Source organism: Cupriavidus sp. 01T418, from assembly GCF_056398885.1.
In genome coordinates this window covers 373,859-388,122 of sequence record NZ_JBFTQG010000001.1, presented here as the reverse complement: position 1 = coordinate 388,122, position 14,264 = coordinate 373,859, and the positions used below count along the sequence as shown (strand labels likewise).

12 protein-coding genes are annotated in these 14,264 nt (G+C 67.7%); 6 read left to right on the top strand and 6 right to left on the bottom strand.

The window, feature by feature from the left end:
* Window positions 1–172: 172 nt before the first annotated feature.
* The 4 genes from AC1DQ3_RS01765 to AC1DQ3_RS01750 all read right to left on the bottom strand — a co-directional run bounded on the left by AC1DQ3_RS01765 (window position 173) and on the right by AC1DQ3_RS01750 (window position 4,270).
* Window positions 173–1,408 carry a CaiB/BaiF CoA transferase family protein gene (locus AC1DQ3_RS01765; RefSeq protein ID WP_477118441.1) on the bottom strand — a complete coding sequence of 412 codons (1,236 nt, stop codon included), beginning with the start codon at window positions 1,406–1,408 and terminating at the stop codon, window positions 173–175.
* Window positions 1,405–2,268 (bottom strand): MaoC/PaaZ C-terminal domain-containing protein, encoded by an 864-nt coding sequence (locus AC1DQ3_RS01760; RefSeq protein ID WP_477118440.1) that lies wholly within the window; start codon window positions 2,266–2,268, stop codon window positions 1,405–1,407. The genes AC1DQ3_RS01765 and AC1DQ3_RS01760 overlap by 4 nt, the downstream gene beginning before the upstream one ends.
* 4 nt (window positions 2,269–2,272) lie before the next feature.
* Window positions 2,273–3,187: an SDR family NAD(P)-dependent oxidoreductase gene (locus tag AC1DQ3_RS01755; RefSeq protein ID WP_477118439.1), complete on the bottom strand. Its 915-nt coding sequence runs from the start codon at window positions 3,185–3,187 to the stop codon at window positions 2,273–2,275.
* Between the two features lie 96 nt (window positions 3,188–3,283).
* Window positions 3,284–4,270: a Bug family tripartite tricarboxylate transporter substrate binding protein gene (locus AC1DQ3_RS01750; protein WP_477118438.1), complete on the bottom strand. Its 987-nt coding sequence runs from the start codon at window positions 4,268–4,270 to the stop codon at window positions 3,284–3,286.
* A 194-nt stretch (window positions 4,271–4,464) separates the two neighbouring features.
* Here AC1DQ3_RS01750 and AC1DQ3_RS01745 point away from each other — a divergent pair, with 194 nt between their 5' ends.
* On the top strand, window positions 4,465–5,367 hold the full coding sequence (locus tag AC1DQ3_RS01745; protein WP_477118437.1) for a LysR family transcriptional regulator: 903 nt from the start codon (window positions 4,465–4,467) through the stop codon (window positions 5,365–5,367).
* 73 nt (window positions 5,368–5,440) lie between these two features.
* On the opposite strand, the gene AC1DQ3_RS01740 is transcribed toward AC1DQ3_RS01745, so the two are convergent.
* A complete protein-coding gene (locus AC1DQ3_RS01740) occupies window positions 5,441–6,772 on the bottom strand; it encodes a TldD/PmbA family protein (RefSeq protein ID WP_477118436.1) in 1,332 nt (443 codons plus the stop codon).
* A complete protein-coding gene (locus AC1DQ3_RS01735) occupies window positions 6,772–8,205 on the bottom strand; it encodes a TldD/PmbA family protein (RefSeq protein ID WP_477118435.1) in 1,434 nt (477 codons plus the stop codon). Before AC1DQ3_RS01735 ends, AC1DQ3_RS01740 begins: the two co-directional genes overlap by 1 nt.
* A gap of 357 nt (window positions 8,206–8,562) precedes the next feature.
* Here AC1DQ3_RS01735 and AC1DQ3_RS01730 point away from each other — a divergent pair, with 357 nt between their 5' ends.
* From AC1DQ3_RS01730 to AC1DQ3_RS01710, 5 genes are all read left to right on the top strand, one after another.
* Window positions 8,563–9,732, top strand: coding sequence for an acyl-CoA dehydrogenase family protein (locus AC1DQ3_RS01730; RefSeq protein ID WP_477118434.1), 1,170 nt, complete (start codon window positions 8,563–8,565; stop codon window positions 9,730–9,732).
* Window positions 9,733–9,744: 12 nt separating this feature from the next.
* Window positions 9,745–10,944, top strand: a complete 1,200-nt coding sequence (locus tag AC1DQ3_RS01725; RefSeq protein WP_477118433.1) for a CaiB/BaiF CoA transferase family protein — start codon at window positions 9,745–9,747, stop codon at window positions 10,942–10,944.
* A gap of 128 nt (window positions 10,945–11,072) precedes the next feature.
* On the top strand, window positions 11,073–12,455 hold the full coding sequence (locus tag AC1DQ3_RS01720; protein WP_477118432.1) for an MmgE/PrpD family protein: 1,383 nt from the start codon (window positions 11,073–11,075) through the stop codon (window positions 12,453–12,455).
* A gap of 37 nt (window positions 12,456–12,492) precedes the next feature.
* Complete coding sequence (locus AC1DQ3_RS01715) at window positions 12,493–13,350, top strand: HpcH/HpaI aldolase/citrate lyase family protein (RefSeq protein WP_477118431.1); 858 nt, start codon at window positions 12,493–12,495, stop codon at window positions 13,348–13,350.
* Window positions 13,347–14,201, top strand: a complete 855-nt coding sequence (locus AC1DQ3_RS01710; RefSeq protein WP_477118430.1) for an HTD2 family dehydratase — start codon at window positions 13,347–13,349, stop codon at window positions 14,199–14,201. Before AC1DQ3_RS01715 ends, AC1DQ3_RS01710 begins: the two co-directional genes overlap by 4 nt.
* Window positions 14,202–14,264: the final 63 nt, after the last annotated feature.

Genomic DNA, 14,264 nt, shown 5'->3' with positions numbered 1-14,264 from the left:
TGGGGTGTGGAAGGCTGGGAGTTCCAGTTCATTTTGCCGCGAAGCGCGCGTCCGCGACTTGATATGGATCATGTGCCCAGGACAGATCGCGGTCAATATCGGTTGGATTCGACTTCTCGCTCCCGCAGATCCTGGTCAGGCCCTCAGGCACTTCCGGCAAACAGGATCCGCCTCAAACCACCCCCTTCTCCCGCAGCGCACCAATCCGCGCCGCCGACATCCCCAGCACCTCACGCAGCACCGCCTCGGTATGCTCACCCAGCCGCGGCGGCGCAGCGTCATACCGCACCGGCGTAGCCGACAGCCGCAGGGGACTCTTCACCGTGGGACAAACCCCGCCATCGCTGCGCACCATATCCACCTGCAGTTCGCGATACCTGACCTGCGGGTCTTCCAGCACCTGTGCGTAGTCGTTGATGGGACCGCAGGGGATGCCTTCGCGTTCCAGCGCTTCGACCCACTGCGCGGTCATGCCCGTGCGCATATGGGCCTCCAGCAGCGGCACCAGCACGTCGCGATTGACGATCCGGCCGGTGCCTGTGGTGAAGCGTTCGTCCGTTGCCAGGTCCGGCCGCTGCACGCCCCGGCAGTAGCCCTGCCACTGCCCGTCGTTGCCAGCGGCCACGATCATGTAGCCATCGGCGGTGGCAAACACGTGATAGGGGACCATATTGGCATGCGCATTGCCAAAACGCTGCGGCGTCTTGCCAGTGACCTTCTGCGCGAGGATGGGCGTCGCCCCGACCGCCACCACCGCATCGAGCAGCGCCATGTCGATACGCTGCCCCTCGCCGGTGCGCTCGGCATGGCGCAATGCGGCCAGCACGGCCACGGTGGCATACATGCCGGTCAGCATGTCCACCACCGCCACGCCCACCTTCTGCGGCCCGCCGCCAGGCAGGTCATCGCGCTCGCCTGTAATGCTCATCAGCCCGCCGATGCCCTGGAAGATGAAGTCATAGCCGGGCTTGTGCGCGCTCGGCCCTTCCTGCCCGTAGCCGGTGATCGAGCAATAGACCAGCGACGGGTTGATGGCCTTGAGGCTGTCGTAGTCCAGGCCATAGCGCTTGAGATCGCCGACCTTGTAGTTTTCCAGCACGATCTGCGACTGCGCCGCCAGCTCGCGCACGATGGCCTGCCCTTCGGCGCTGGCGATATCGAGCGTGACCGAGCGCTTGCCGCGGTTGGCGCCGGCATAGTAGGTGGCATCGCGCGAGGGCTTGCCCTCGCCGTCGGGCAGCCAGGGCGGGCCCCAGCTGCGGGTGTCGTCGCCCAAGCCGGGGCGCTCCACCTTGATCACCTCGGCGCCGAGGTCCGCCAGGTTCTGGGCGCACCACGGACCGGCCAGGATGCGGGAGAGGTCCAGCACGCGTACGCCATCCAGCGCGCGCTTCATGGTTGTTGTCATGCACGGAACTCCGCTGCGCCGTTGCTGAGCACGGTGACGCCGCGCGCGGGCACGCGGGCGTCGAACAGCACGCGCCCGCCACCTTCGCGCCACATGCGCACTTCGAGGGTTTCGCCGGGAAATACCGGCCGGGAGAAGCGCACGTTGAGTTCGAGCAGCCGGTCGCCGTCGCCATCGGCGCAGGTGTCGACCAGCGCGCGGGCGGCCACGCCGTAGGTGCACAGCCCATGCAGGATGGGCGCGTCGAAGCCGGCGGCGCGCGCCACCTCGGGATCGGCGTGCAGCGGGTTGGGATCGGCATTCAGGCGATAAAGCAGCGCTGCCTGCGGCAGGATCGCCAGACTGCGAACCTCGTCCGGGGCGCGTGCCGGCGCTGCCGGCAGCGCCTCGGGCGCGGTATCGCCCTGGCCGAAGCCGCCATCGGCGCGGCAGAACGTGGTTTGGCTCACGGTAGCCAGCTCGGCGCCGGTGGCGTCGTCCACCAGCGTGCGTTCCACGATCACCAGCGCGCCCTTGCCGGCGCCCTTGTCGATCACATGCGTCACGCGTGCGCGGGCCCGCACCGTGCCGGCTGCCGGCAGCGGCCGGTGCAGGCGCAGACGCTGCTCGCCGTGCACGATGCGCACCCAGTCGATGCCGCTCCTCGGATCCTGCATCCAGAAGCCCGGGTAGGCCAGCACCACGGCCTGCGTCGGAAAGGCCTTGAGCTGCGCCTCGTAGACGTAGCGCAACTGGCGTGGATCGGTGGGCTTCTCGCCCAGGCCAAGGCCTAGCGCGTAGAGGATGGAGTCCTTCTCGCCGTAGGTCTGCCTGACCTCCGGAAATTCCCAGTGCCTGATGCGGTTGTAGTCGAGCGGCATGGCGTCAGATCGGGTCCCAGTTGATCACGTCGGGCGAGCGCTCGAGCTTGAAGAAACTGTTGCGCATCGCGGGGATGGCGATCTCGGCGATGGATTCCGGAGTCCAGCCTTCGCTCATATGCACCGAGCGCACCGGACGCGGCTGGCTCATCAGCATGATCTCGTTGGCACGCACGGCGAAGATCTGCGCATTGACTTCGTGCGCGGCATCGCTGGCAAGGAAGGCTGCCATCGGCGCGACCTTGTTGGCCTCCATCTTCTGCAGCTTGAGCACGCGGGCTTTCTCTTCCGGGGTCTCCGAGGGAATCGAGCTGGTCATGCGGCTCCACGCGAACGGCGCGATGCAGTTCGAGCGCACGTTGAAGCGGGCCATGTCCAGCGCGATCGACTTCGACAGCGCGGCGATGCCGAGCTTGGCGGCCGAGTAGTTGGCCTGGCCCAGGTTGCCGATCAGGCCGGAAGTGGAGGTCATGTGCACGTAGGCGCCGCTCTCCTGGTCCTTGAAGTGGTTGGCCGCGGCACGGCTGACAAAGAAGGTGCCGTTGAGGTGAACGTCGATCACCGAGCGCCATTCTTCCTCGTTCATCTTGAAGAACATGCGGTCGCGCAGGTTGCCGGCGTTGTTGACCACGGCATCGATGCGACCGAAGTTGTCCAGCGCGCATTGCACGATGGCGTTGGCGCCCTGCCAGCTCGACACGCTGTCGGTATTGGCCACCGCGCTACCGCCGGCGGCGACGATCTCGTCGACCACGCGCTGCGCGGGGCCGGCATCGCCGCCTTCGCCGGTCAGCGATACGCCGATGTCGTTGACCACCACCCTGGCGCCCGCCTTGGCCAGTTCCAGCGCGACGCCGCGCCCGATGCCACCGCCCGCGCCGGTCACCAGCGCTACCTTGCCTGCCATCATTCCACTCATGCTGTCACTCCTGTCTACAGATCTGCTCGGTGGCCTGGCGCTCGCCAGGCCGGGTATTTGTCTGTTGCTACCGCGTCCCGTTGAGCGGGGGCGCCTTTACTGTTGCGCAATGCCGGTGTCCTTGACCACCTTGGCCCAGCGCATGCGCTCGGCATCGATGAACTTGCCGAAGTGCTCGGGCGTGTCGCCGCCGGGCACGCCGCCAAGGTCCGCCAGGCGGGTCTTGACTTCGGGCTCGGCCAGGATGCCCGCCACGGCCTTCTGCAGGCGCTTGACGATCGCGGGCGGCGTGCCAGCCGGCGCTACCAGGCCAAACCAGGCGGTGACCTGGAAATCGTCGAGCCCGGCTTCCTTCATGGTAGGCACGTCGGGCAGCTCGGCCACGCGGGTAGCGCTGGTCACCGCCAGCGCACGCAGCTTGCCGGACTGGATGTGCGGCAATGAGCTTGGCAGGTTGTCCACCATCATGGTCACCTGCCCGGCGACGAGGTCGGCCACGGCCGGGGCGGCGCCCTTGTACGGGACATGGATGATGTCAATGCCAGTGCGCTTCCTGAACAGCTCGCCGGACAGGTGCACCGATTGGCCGGTGCCGGAGGAAGCGAAGGACAGTTTGCCTGGCTGGGACTTCGCCAGCGCCACCAGCTCGGCAACGTTGCGCGCAGGCACCTTGGCGTTGACTACCAGCACATTGGGCACCGAGACCACCATGGTGACCGGCGCAAAGTCCTCGGCACGGTAGGGAAGTTGCTTGTACAGGCCGTAGTTGATGGCATTGGGGCCGATATTGCCCATCATCAGCGTGTAGCCGTCCGGCGCGGCCTGGCGCAGGGCCTGCACGCCGACGATGCCGGCTGCGCCGGCGCGGTTCTCTACCACGACGGGCTGGCCGAGCACTTCGCCCAGCCGCTTTCCGACCAGGCGCGAGGCAATATCGGTCGTGCCCCCCGCCGCCGCGGGCACGATCAGGCGCACGGGCTTGTCGGGATACCCGGCGGCGCCAGCGCCGCCGCTCATGAATGTCAGGCCCAGCAAGGCGGCCAGGGCCGTCCGCCTGCTTGCGCTGTAGCGCCGAACTGTCATCGATCGTCCTCCTTGGGCGGCCTTGCGGCGGCGCGGGAATTCCGCCCCGCTCGTCCGGGCCTATCCGGTATTCGCCCGCGCAATACGGGCGAACCAGCCTTTATGGTTCTATTGCCACGTCGAATACGATAAATTGGCGGCGGGGACATTGCTATTCACGATTCACAAAAGAGGCCTTTGGCCCAGCGAAACACATGCATTACGACCTGACCGACCTGCGCCTTTTCCTCAACGTCGGCGAAACCGAAAACCTGACCCGCGCGGCCGAGCGCAGCTTTCTCTCCCTGCCCGCCGCCAGCACCCGCATCAAGCAGCTGGAGGAGGCCTTCCAGACGCAGTTGCTGATCCGCCAGGTGAAAGGCGTGCGCCTGACCCCGGCCGGCGACGCCCTGCTGCGCCACGCGCGCGAGGTGTTCCGCGAGCTGGAATGCCTGCACTCGGACCTGCGTCCCTACGCCAAGGGCGTCAAGGGCCGCGTGCGCCTGCTGGCCAATACCACCGCCACCAACTCCTTCCTGGCTACCGCGCTGTCGCGCTTCCTGGCTGAGAACCCGGATGTCGACATCGAACTGGAGGAACAGCTCTCCCAGGCCATCGTCTCGTCGATCAGCGCCGGTGCGGCGGACCTCGGCATCGTCGCCGGCGAGGTGGCCACCAATGATCTCGACGTGATGCAGCTGTGCAGCGACGAACTGATCGTGATCGCGCCGGTCAACCACCCGCTGCCGCAGTTCACCAGCCTGCATTTCGCCGATCTGCTGGATACCTGCCGCTTTGTGGGGCTTAACCAGTTCAGCGCCATCCAGTCTTTCCTGGACCGGATCGCCAGCGGCATGGGCAAGCGGATCAGCCTGCGGATTCAGTTGGGTAGCTTCGATGCGGTGTGCCGGATGGTGGAAGCGGGGGCTGGCATCGCCATCGTGCCGAACAGCTGCGCGCGGCGCTATGCGAGCCGCAAGGTGCTGCGGTTTATCCCGCTGGAGGACGAATGGGCCAAGCGCGACCTGCGGCTGGTGCGGCGGCCGGGAAGGGAGCTGCCGCAGTTTGCGGAGACGTTGATCCAGTATTTGACGGACGCGGCGCGGGAGCCGGTTTGAGGGGCGCGCAGCCATCTTCAGCGAGCCGGACCGGCTGGACAAGGAAGACGGCGCATGAAGGCCGCCACCGCGCTCAGAGTGTCAACGTCAGTTTTCCGGTCAGCGCTCCGGGCAACAGCGCCGAATCGGTCTGCCGCTCCCCATAAGTACTGCTCGACACCCGCAACTGCCGCTCGCGCGTCAGCGCCTCCAGATGCTCACCCAGGAAACTGTAGATGCTGTCGTCGAACCGCATTGTCCCAAGGGGCGCCTGGATGCGGCCATCCTCGACCCAGAACGTAGCGAAGCGCGTCATGCCGGTCAGGCGGCCCGCCGGCGCGTCCGACCAGTTCAGGTACCAGAGATTGCCGATATAGAGACCCGTGCCGAGGGCCGCGAGCACATCGGCTTGCGCCAGTTCGCCAGCAGCCATGGCCAGTGCCTGCGGCCCTTCGCCGGCACTGGCGCAATTGGCGGCGAGATCGTACTCGCGCGCGCTGCGCGGGTAGACCAGCCGGCCGGCAGGCTGCCCCGCGCGCACCAGTGCCACATCGCTGCGCGGGATGCCTTCGGGGCCGAAGGCGGGGGCGAGCGTGCCGCTCGCCCGTTCGTCCAGGTCCAGCCAATGGCTGAGCCGCGCGCTGCCGTCGTACAGGCGCTGCAGCGGGCTTTCCTTCTGCGCCAGCGCGCGGGCCGAGAAGCCGCCCCAGGAACACATGCCCAGCACTTCGTCCAGCGCGGCAGGGGCCAGGTAGGCACGGTAGTCGCCTGGCGCCAGGACACGCTGCGGCTTGCCCAGGTGCTCCAGTTGCCGGTGCGCATCGGCAAAGCGGCTGGCAAACTCCGCGGCATCCCAGCGCGAGCCGGCATAGTCGGCCTTTACCGCCTGCCCGTTTGCGTGGAACAGGCTCCAGTCGAAGTGGAAGCCCTGCGCGGCATGCCAGCCGAAGGCGCCGAAACTGTTCGCAAAACCCCGGTACAACGGACCGGCGGCATAAATGCCGACCAGATCGAGTCCGCGCGCGGCCTCGTCGATCTGCGCGAGCACCTCGGCGCTGTCCGGCGGCGCTGCCACCTCGGCCAGCGTCGCGCGCTGCCACGGTTCGCGCTCCAGCATCAGGTAGGGATCGGGCTGCAACTGGCCGGTCGCCTCGCGCAGTTGCAGCAAGCCATCGGCGAGGCGCTGGCGATCGGTCGCCGGCTCGCCGGACAGGGCGATGCCGATGTCGGCATGACGGCCATCGCGAACCAGCTTGAGCCGGGCCGTGGCTTGCCGCACCTGGCCAGCCTGGCGCACCCGCGCGCGGTTGAAGCGAACGAACTCGGACTCCTCCGCGCTGTACCACAGGGTAAAGGCTTCGCCCTCGACCAGCGCGGCGCGCACATCTTCGGCCAGCGCCGCGAACAACGATTCCGCATCCGCCATCACGCGGCCCCTCCGAAGACTTCCACTTGCCGGAACACGCAGGCCGGCGAGGCATGGCCGACGCGCACCACCTGGTTGGGCTCGCCCTTGCCGCAGTAAGGCGTGCCATGCACCTCGAAGGTACTGGCATCGCCAACGGCGGCCAGGCTGCGCCAGAAATTGGCGGAAACGCCGCGATAGTTGGGGTTCTTGACCACGCCCTTAAGCTCGCCGTCCTCGATCAGGCGCCCCCATTCGCAGCCGAACTGGAACTTGTTGCGCGCGTCGTCGATGGACCACGAGCGGTTGGACGACATCAGGATGCCGCGTTCGATGCCGCCGACCAGTTGCGCCATGCTGCGCTCGCCCGGCTCCAGGTTGAGGTTGGCCATGCGATCGATCGGCGGCCGGTTCCAGTTAGACGCGCGGCTGTTGGCTACGCCCGGCAGCCCGCTGCGCCACTGCGACAGCGCGCCGCCGAGCGGTCGCAGCAGCAGGCCATCGCGGATCAGGAACGCCTTTTGCGCCGGCAGGCCTTCGTCGTCGTGGCTGTAGCTGCCCAGTTCCTCGGGGATGCCCGGGTCGAAGCTGATATTGAGCAGGGCCGAACCATATTGGTAGCGGCCGAAGTCTTCCAGCCCGATAAAGCTCGCGCCCGCATAGTTGCGCTCGTCGCCAAGGATGCGATCCAGCTCCAGCGGATGGCCGATGGATTCGTGGATCTGCAGCATCATCTGGTCCGGCATCAGCAACAGGTCGGTGGGACCGCTTGGGGCATTGGGCGCCAGCAGCAACTGCAGCGCCTCGTCCGCTACCCGCGATGCCGCGTCGGCGAAGCCCAGGCGCTCAATGACCTCGGCGCCGCCCTGCTGGCCGCTGCCGAAGCCGCCAAAGCTGCGGGTCTGGCTGTCGCTGCCGTCGAAGGCGGTCACGCTGATGCCGGGATAGACGAAGCGCAGCGCCTGCCATTGCTCGGCGCCGGCGCTATTGAGATAGAGCTGCTCGTGGCGCTGGTGATCCAGATAGACGATCCAGTTCACCAGCCGCGCGTCAACGGGCACGCTGGCGGACACTTCCGCCAGCAGCGCGAAGCGCTCGGCAAGTCCGGGGAACGGGCCGTGCAGGCCAGGCGATTCGTAGCGGGCGTGGCCTTGCGGCGGTTCCAGTCCCCGCACGTCGACAAGGCCTTGCGCGGCGATCCGCCGGGCAAGCGCTTCGGCGCTGTCGAGCGCGCGCTGCAGCCCGGCCACACTGAGATCGCTGGTGGCCGCGTAGGCCTCTACGCCATCCAGGCGCACACTGAGCATGGCACCCATGTCCTGCATGAAGGATGGCGGCTCGGCAATGCCGCGCCGCAGCATGCAATGCTCGCCGGCCTGCCGGACAAGGCGCAATGCGTGAAACTCGGCGCGAGTTGTCAGCGCGTTGAAATTCTGTCTGGCGCGTTCGAACAAGGAGTGGCTCCGGCAACGGTCGGGAAAAGCCGATGCCGGCGGATCGCGCTTCACGTCAGCAACCCGCCGGTGCCTCGACTGTCGGCAAATGTTACTACCTCTGCGCCGATTGCACCTCCCCGCCCCGCCCGCGTGGGGTGCCAGCAAGCGCACACGGGCGACATGCATCCTCGCCCTCTGCCCCCCTTTTATGACCCCTTGACCACTCGCTTCCGGGGGCGCTAAGCCGCTCTTTCGCAAATCCGAATTACCGCGCGGCAAGCCCTCGGGAATAATGGCCGCAAGGTAAATCCCATCACGTCCATCAGTCCATAACGTCCATAACGTCCATAACGTCCATAACGGGGCCCCAATTCCATGTTCGCAGAAGACTCGCACGACCAGCCGTATCCCGACATCCGCGAAGCCGTGCGTGCACTATGCGCCGGTTTCGATTCCGCCTATTGGCAACGCGTGGAAGAGCAGAACGCGTTCCCCGAAGAATTCGTGATCGCGCTGACCAAGGCCGGCTGGCTGTCGGCACTGATCCCCGAGGAGTTCGGCGGCTCGGGCCTGCCGCTGACCGCGGCCTCCGTCATCATGGAGGAGATCAACCGCAGCGGCGGCAACTCCGGCGCCTGCCACGGCCAGATGTATGTGATGGGTTGCCTGCTGCGCCACGGCTCCGAAGCGCAAAAGAAGCGCTGGTTGCCCGGCATCGCCTCGGGCGAGTTGCGCATGCAGTCGATGGCGGTCACCGAGCCCAGCACCGGCACCGACACCACCAAGCTCAAGACCACCGCGGTCAGGAAGGGCGACCGCTACGTCATCAACGGCCAGAAGGTGTGGATCTCGCGCGTGCAGCATTCGGACCTGATGCTGCTGCTGGCCCGCACCACGCCGCTGGACCAGGTCAAGCGCAAGTCGGAAGGTCTGTCGGTGTTCGTGGTGGACCTGCGTGAAGCCATCGGCAAGGGCCTGACGGTGCAGCCCATCCGCAATATGGTCAATCACGAGACCAACGAACTGTTCTTCGACAACCTGGAGATCCCCGCCGAGAATCTGATCGGCGAGGAAGGCAAGGGGCTCAAGTACATCCTCGACGGCCTGAACGCCGAGCGCATCCTGATCGCTTCCGAATGCGTGGGCGACGGCTACTGGTTTATCGAGCGCGCGAGCAGCTACGCGCGCGAGCGCATCGTGTTCGACCGCCCGATCGGCCAGAACCAGGGCATCCAGTTCCCCATCGCGCGCGCCTATGTCAACGTGGAGGCCGCCAGCCTGATGCGCTACAAGGCCGCCGCGCTGTTCGACGCCGGCAAGGCCTGCGGCAAGGAGGCCAATATCTCCAAGCTGCTGGCAGCCGATGCATCGTGGGAAGCGGCCAATGTCTGCCTGCAGACGCACGGCGGCTTCGGCTTTGCCGCCGAGTACGATATCGAGCGCAAGTTCCGCGAAACGCGCCTGTACCAGGTGGCGCCGATCTCCACCAACCTGATCCTGTCGTATGTGGCCGAGCACGTGCTCGAACTGCCGCGTTCGTTCTGAGGGCCCGCGCCAATGCTTCCTTCGCACCAGGGCATCCGCCCGCTCGACGGCATTCGCGTCGTCTCCCTCGAACATGCCGTGGCCGCGCCCTTTGCCACCCGCCAGCTGGCCGATCTCGGCGCGCGCGTGGTCAAGGTGGAACGCCCCGGCGTGGGCGATTTCGCGCGTGGCTATGACGAGACCGTCAACGGTCAGGCTTCGCACTTCGTCTGGCTCAACCGCGGCAAGGAGAGCCTGACGCTTGACCTCAAGCAGGACGAGGCGCAAGCCGTGCTGCACCGCCTGCTGGCCGATGCCGATGTGCTGGTGCAGAACCTCGCACCCGGCGCCGCCGCGCGCATGGGCCTGGATTTCGACGCGCTGCATCCGCGCTACGGCAAGCTGATCGTTTGCGATATCTCCGGCTACGGCGACGCCGGGCCTTATCGCGACAAAAAGGCGTACGACCTGCTGATCCAGGCGGCTGCCGGCCTGATCGGCATCACGGGCAGCGCGGAGGAACCCTCCCGCGCGGGCATTTCGATTGCCGACATCGCTGCCGGCATGTACGCCTACAGCGGCATCCTCTCCGCGCTGCTGCAGCGCGGACGCACCGGCCAGGGCCTGCGCGTGGAGGTGACCATGCTCGAAGCGCTGACCGAGTGGATGAACTACGCGCTGTACTTCGGCCACTACGGCGGCAAGGCGCCGGCGCGTTTTGGCGCATCGCACCCGGCGATCGCGCCCTATGGCGTGCATCGTACCGGCGACGGCGGCAGCGTGATCTTCGGGCTGCAGAACGAGCGCGAATGGCAGGCCTTCTGCAACAAGGTGCTGGCGCAGCCCGAGTTGCTCAAGGACGAGCGTTTCTCCTCCAACCCGGGCCGCGTGAAGAATCGCGCCGAACTGACCGCGCTGATCGAGGCACGCTTCGCGCCGATGACGGTGACGCAGGTGGAAGCACTGCTCGACGAAGCGCAGATCGCCAACGCGCCGATGAACGATATCGAAGCCGTATGGAACCACCCGCAACTGGCGGCGCGCGGACGCTGGCGCGAAGTGGCCAGCCCGGGCGGCCCCATCGGCGCCCTGTTGCCGCCGGCCAACCTGTCGGGCGTGGAACCGGTGATGGGCGACGTGCCGGCGCTGGGCGCGCATAGCGCGGCCATCCTGGCTGAGCTGGGCTACGGCGCGGACGAGATTGCCAGGATGACAGACAGCAGGACGATTTGAAGAAAGGAAACGCAGCGATGGCGTCTGCGTGACATCTCGCGCGGATGTAGCTCCCCTCGCCCACGCCAGTGGGCGAGGGGAGGAACCGCGAAAATACAAGACAACCCCGAACACTGCCCGGAGCCGGCATGCGCCAATCCACTGACCACACCTACCCTACCCGCCAGTTATGCGATTTCCTGGCCCGCTTCACGCTGGACGACGTGCCCGCCGTGGTGGTGGAACGCATCAAGGACCTGTTCCTCGACTGGATCGCCTCGGCCATCGCCGGCAAGGACGCGCCGGCCGTGCGCAAGCTGCAGGAGTTCGTTGCCGCGATGGGTCCGCAGCAGGGTCCGGCGGAAGTGCTGGTGGATCGCCGCCGCACTTCGCCCTACTTCGCCGCGCTGATCAACGGTGCCTCCTCCCACGTGGTGGAGCAGGACGACGTGCATAACGGTTCGGTGCTGCATCCCGCCGCCGTGGTGTTCCCGGCGGTGATCGCCGCCGCCCAGGCCGAAGGCAAGAGCGGCGCCGATGTGCTGCTGGCCGCCATCGCCGGCTACGAGGCGGGCATCCGCATCGGCGAATTCATGGGCCGCTCGCATTACCGCGTGTTCCATACCACCGGCACCGTCGGCACGCTGGCGGCAGCCGCTGCCGTGGCCAAGCTCTACGGGATGGATGCCGAAGGCATCAACCAGGCGCTCGGCTCGGCGGGCACCCAGGCCGCCGGCCTGTGGGAATTCCTGCGCGACGCCGCTGACTCGAAGCAATTGCACACCGCCAAGGCAGCCGCCGACGGCCTGATGTCCGCATGGATCGCGCGTGCCGGCTTCACCGGCGCCAGGCGCATCCTGGAAGGCCCGCAGGGCATGGCCGCCGGGATGTCCAGCGACGCCAACCCGGCCGCGCTGACCGACGGCCTTGGCAAGCGCTGGGCCACCGCCGAAACCTCGTTCAAGTTCTTCGCCTCGTGCCGCCACACGCACCCGGCAGCCGACGCGCTCAAGGACCTGATGCTGCGCGAGAAGCTCCGCGCGGACCAGATCGCCAGCGTCACCGCGCACGTGCACCAGGGCGCCATCGACGTGCTCGGCCCCGTGACCGATCCCAGGACCATCCACCAGGCCAAGTTCTCCATGGGCACCGTGCTGGGCCTGGTGGCCGTGCACGCGCACGCCGGCCTGGCCGAGTTCGAGGATCACGCGTTGCAGGACGCCAAGGTGGCGGCCTTTCGCGACAAGGTCGAGATGGCGCTGGACGACGAGATCAATGCCGCCTACCCGCGCCAGTGGATCGGCCGCGTCACGGTGACGACCACGGATGGCCGCACGCTGGCAGGCCGCGTGGACGTGCCCAAGGGCGATCCGGGCAATACGCTGTCGCGCCCGGAACTCGAAGCCAAGGCACTGCAGCTTGGTGCGTTCCGCCACGGCGCGAGCGAGGCCGAGATGCGTGCGATCATTGCCCGCGTGTGGGCGCTGGAACAGCAGGCAAATGTCAGCGACTGGCTGCCCGTCGCCAGATAAACGACGGCCCACGGCCCATCCAACCGAGACCTGCTTCATGTCCACCGCGATTACCTACCTCTTCGTGCCGGGCGACCGGCCCGAGCGCTTCGACAAGGCCGCTGCCGCCGCACCCGATACCCTGATCCTCGATCTCGAGGATGCCGTGCACCCGGACGCCAAGCCGGCCGCGCGCTCGGCCATTGCCGCCTGGCTGCTTGAACGCGGCACGCAGGCACAGGCCCATGTGCGCATCAACGACACCAGCTCGGCGGCCTTCGCCGCCGATATGGATTGGCTGCGCGCGTTGCCGCCGGACATCCCGCTGGCCGGCCTGCTGGTGCCCAAGGCGGAAGACCCGGCCGCACTCGGCGAGATCGCCCAGGCGCTGGCCCAGGTCAATCCGCACGGCCGCATCGTGGCGCTCATCGAGAGCGCGCGCGGCCTGCACGATATCGATGCGGTCGCTACCGCCCACGGCGTGTCGCGGCTGGCCTTCGGCTCGCTGGACTTTGCCGTGGACCTGGGCTGCGCCCATGCGCGCGAGGCGCTGCTGATGGCGCGCTCGCGCATTGTGCTGGCCTCGCGCGTGGCGGGGCTGCCGCCGCCCGTGGATGGCGTCACCACCGCGCTCAAGGATGAGGCGGTGCTGGCCGACGACGTGGCGCACGCGCGCGCGCTCGGCTTTGGCGCCAAGCTGTGCATCCATCCCGCCCAGCTCGGCGCGGTGCGCGCGGGCTTCCTGCCCACGGCGGAGCAGCTCGACTGGGCGCAGCGCGTGCTGGCCGCCACCGCCAGCGGCAGCCACGCGGTACAGGTCGACGGCAAGATGGTCGACCGCCCCGTCATCGAACAGGCCCGGCGCATGCTCGCGCTGGCAAACCACCCCGCAGCGAATCAGCCGAATCAGCCATGAACCAACTCGAAACCCTGCGCGCCTGGATCGGCCGCAGCGAAAGCCGCACCGAAACCCTTGCCCCCGAGCCCGCGGCCGGGCTGGCGGCCACGCTCGACCTGGACGGCGAAGCGCTGGTGCGCGGCCCGCTGCCGCCGCTGTGGCACTGGCTCTATTTCCTGCCGCGTGCGCCGCAGCGCGAGCTGGGCCAGGACGGCCACCCGGCGCTGGGCGGCTTCATGCCGCCGGTGCCGCTGCCGCGCCGCATGTGGGCCGGCGGCGAGCTGGATTTCCGCCGGCCTTTGCGCGTGGGCGATACCGTGACGCGCACCTCCACCATCCGCAATGTCGAGCACAAGAGCGGGCGCAGCGGCGAGCTGTGGTTCGTCACCGTGGAACATGTGCTGACGGTCAAGGGGGAAGCCGCGCTGACCGAGCGCCATGACCTGGTCTATCGCGCCATGCCGGAGCCGGGACAGCCGCTGCCCCCGCGTCCGCGCCTGGCGCATCAGGCGCAATGGCAGCGCCAGTTGCGTGCCGACCCGGTCATGCTGTTCCGCTTCTCCGCGCTCACCTTCAATGGCCACCGCATCCACTACGACCACGACTATGTGCGCGACGTGGAAGGCTACCCCGGACTGGTCGTGCACGGCCCGCTGCAGGCGATGCTCACGCTGGACCTGCTGGCGCGCGAGATGCCCGGCGCCACGGTGCGCCGCTTCGGTTTCCGCGGACTGGCGCCGATTTTCGACCACGACACCGTGACGGTGGGCGGCACGCCCGATGCGGCCACGCCGGGCAAGGTCGCGCTGTGGACCGGCGACGATGCCGGCGGCCAGTCCATGGAGGCATGGGCCATCGTGGAGAGCTGATCCGCACGGCAGCAGGACAGACTCCTTGCGGCGGTTCGACGGCTGTCGCTCCCTCTCCCGCAA

What these genes read in the sequence shown, in the direction of transcription:
- AC1DQ3_RS01765 (WP_477118441.1), bottom strand. Translation starts at nt 1,408, where the DNA reads ATGACAACAACCATGAAGCGCGCGCTGGATGGCGTACGCGTGCTGGAC.
- AC1DQ3_RS01760 (WP_477118440.1), bottom strand. Translation starts at nt 2,268, where the DNA reads ATGCCGCTCGACTACAACCGCATCAGGCACTGGGAATTTCCGGAGGTC.
- AC1DQ3_RS01755 (WP_477118439.1), bottom strand. Translation starts at nt 3,187, where the DNA reads ATGAGTGGAATGATGGCAGGCAAGGTAGCGCTGGTGACCGGCGCGGGC.
- AC1DQ3_RS01750 (WP_477118438.1), bottom strand. Translation starts at nt 4,270, where the DNA reads ATGACAGTTCGGCGCTACAGCGCAAGCAGGCGGACGGCCCTGGCCGCC.
- AC1DQ3_RS01745 (WP_477118437.1), top strand. Translation starts at nt 4,465, where the DNA reads ATGCATTACGACCTGACCGACCTGCGCCTTTTCCTCAACGTCGGCGAA.
- AC1DQ3_RS01740 (WP_477118436.1), bottom strand. Translation starts at nt 6,772, where the DNA reads ATGGCGGATGCGGAATCGTTGTTCGCGGCGCTGGCCGAAGATGTGCGC.
- AC1DQ3_RS01730 (WP_477118434.1), top strand. Translation starts at nt 8,563, where the DNA reads ATGTTCGCAGAAGACTCGCACGACCAGCCGTATCCCGACATCCGCGAA.
- AC1DQ3_RS01725 (WP_477118433.1), top strand. Translation starts at nt 9,745, where the DNA reads ATGCTTCCTTCGCACCAGGGCATCCGCCCGCTCGACGGCATTCGCGTC.
- AC1DQ3_RS01720 (WP_477118432.1), top strand. Translation starts at nt 11,073, where the DNA reads ATGCGCCAATCCACTGACCACACCTACCCTACCCGCCAGTTATGCGAT.
- AC1DQ3_RS01715 (WP_477118431.1), top strand. Translation starts at nt 12,493, where the DNA reads ATGTCCACCGCGATTACCTACCTCTTCGTGCCGGGCGACCGGCCCGAG.
- AC1DQ3_RS01710 (WP_477118430.1), top strand. Translation starts at nt 13,347, where the DNA reads ATGAACCAACTCGAAACCCTGCGCGCCTGGATCGGCCGCAGCGAAAGC.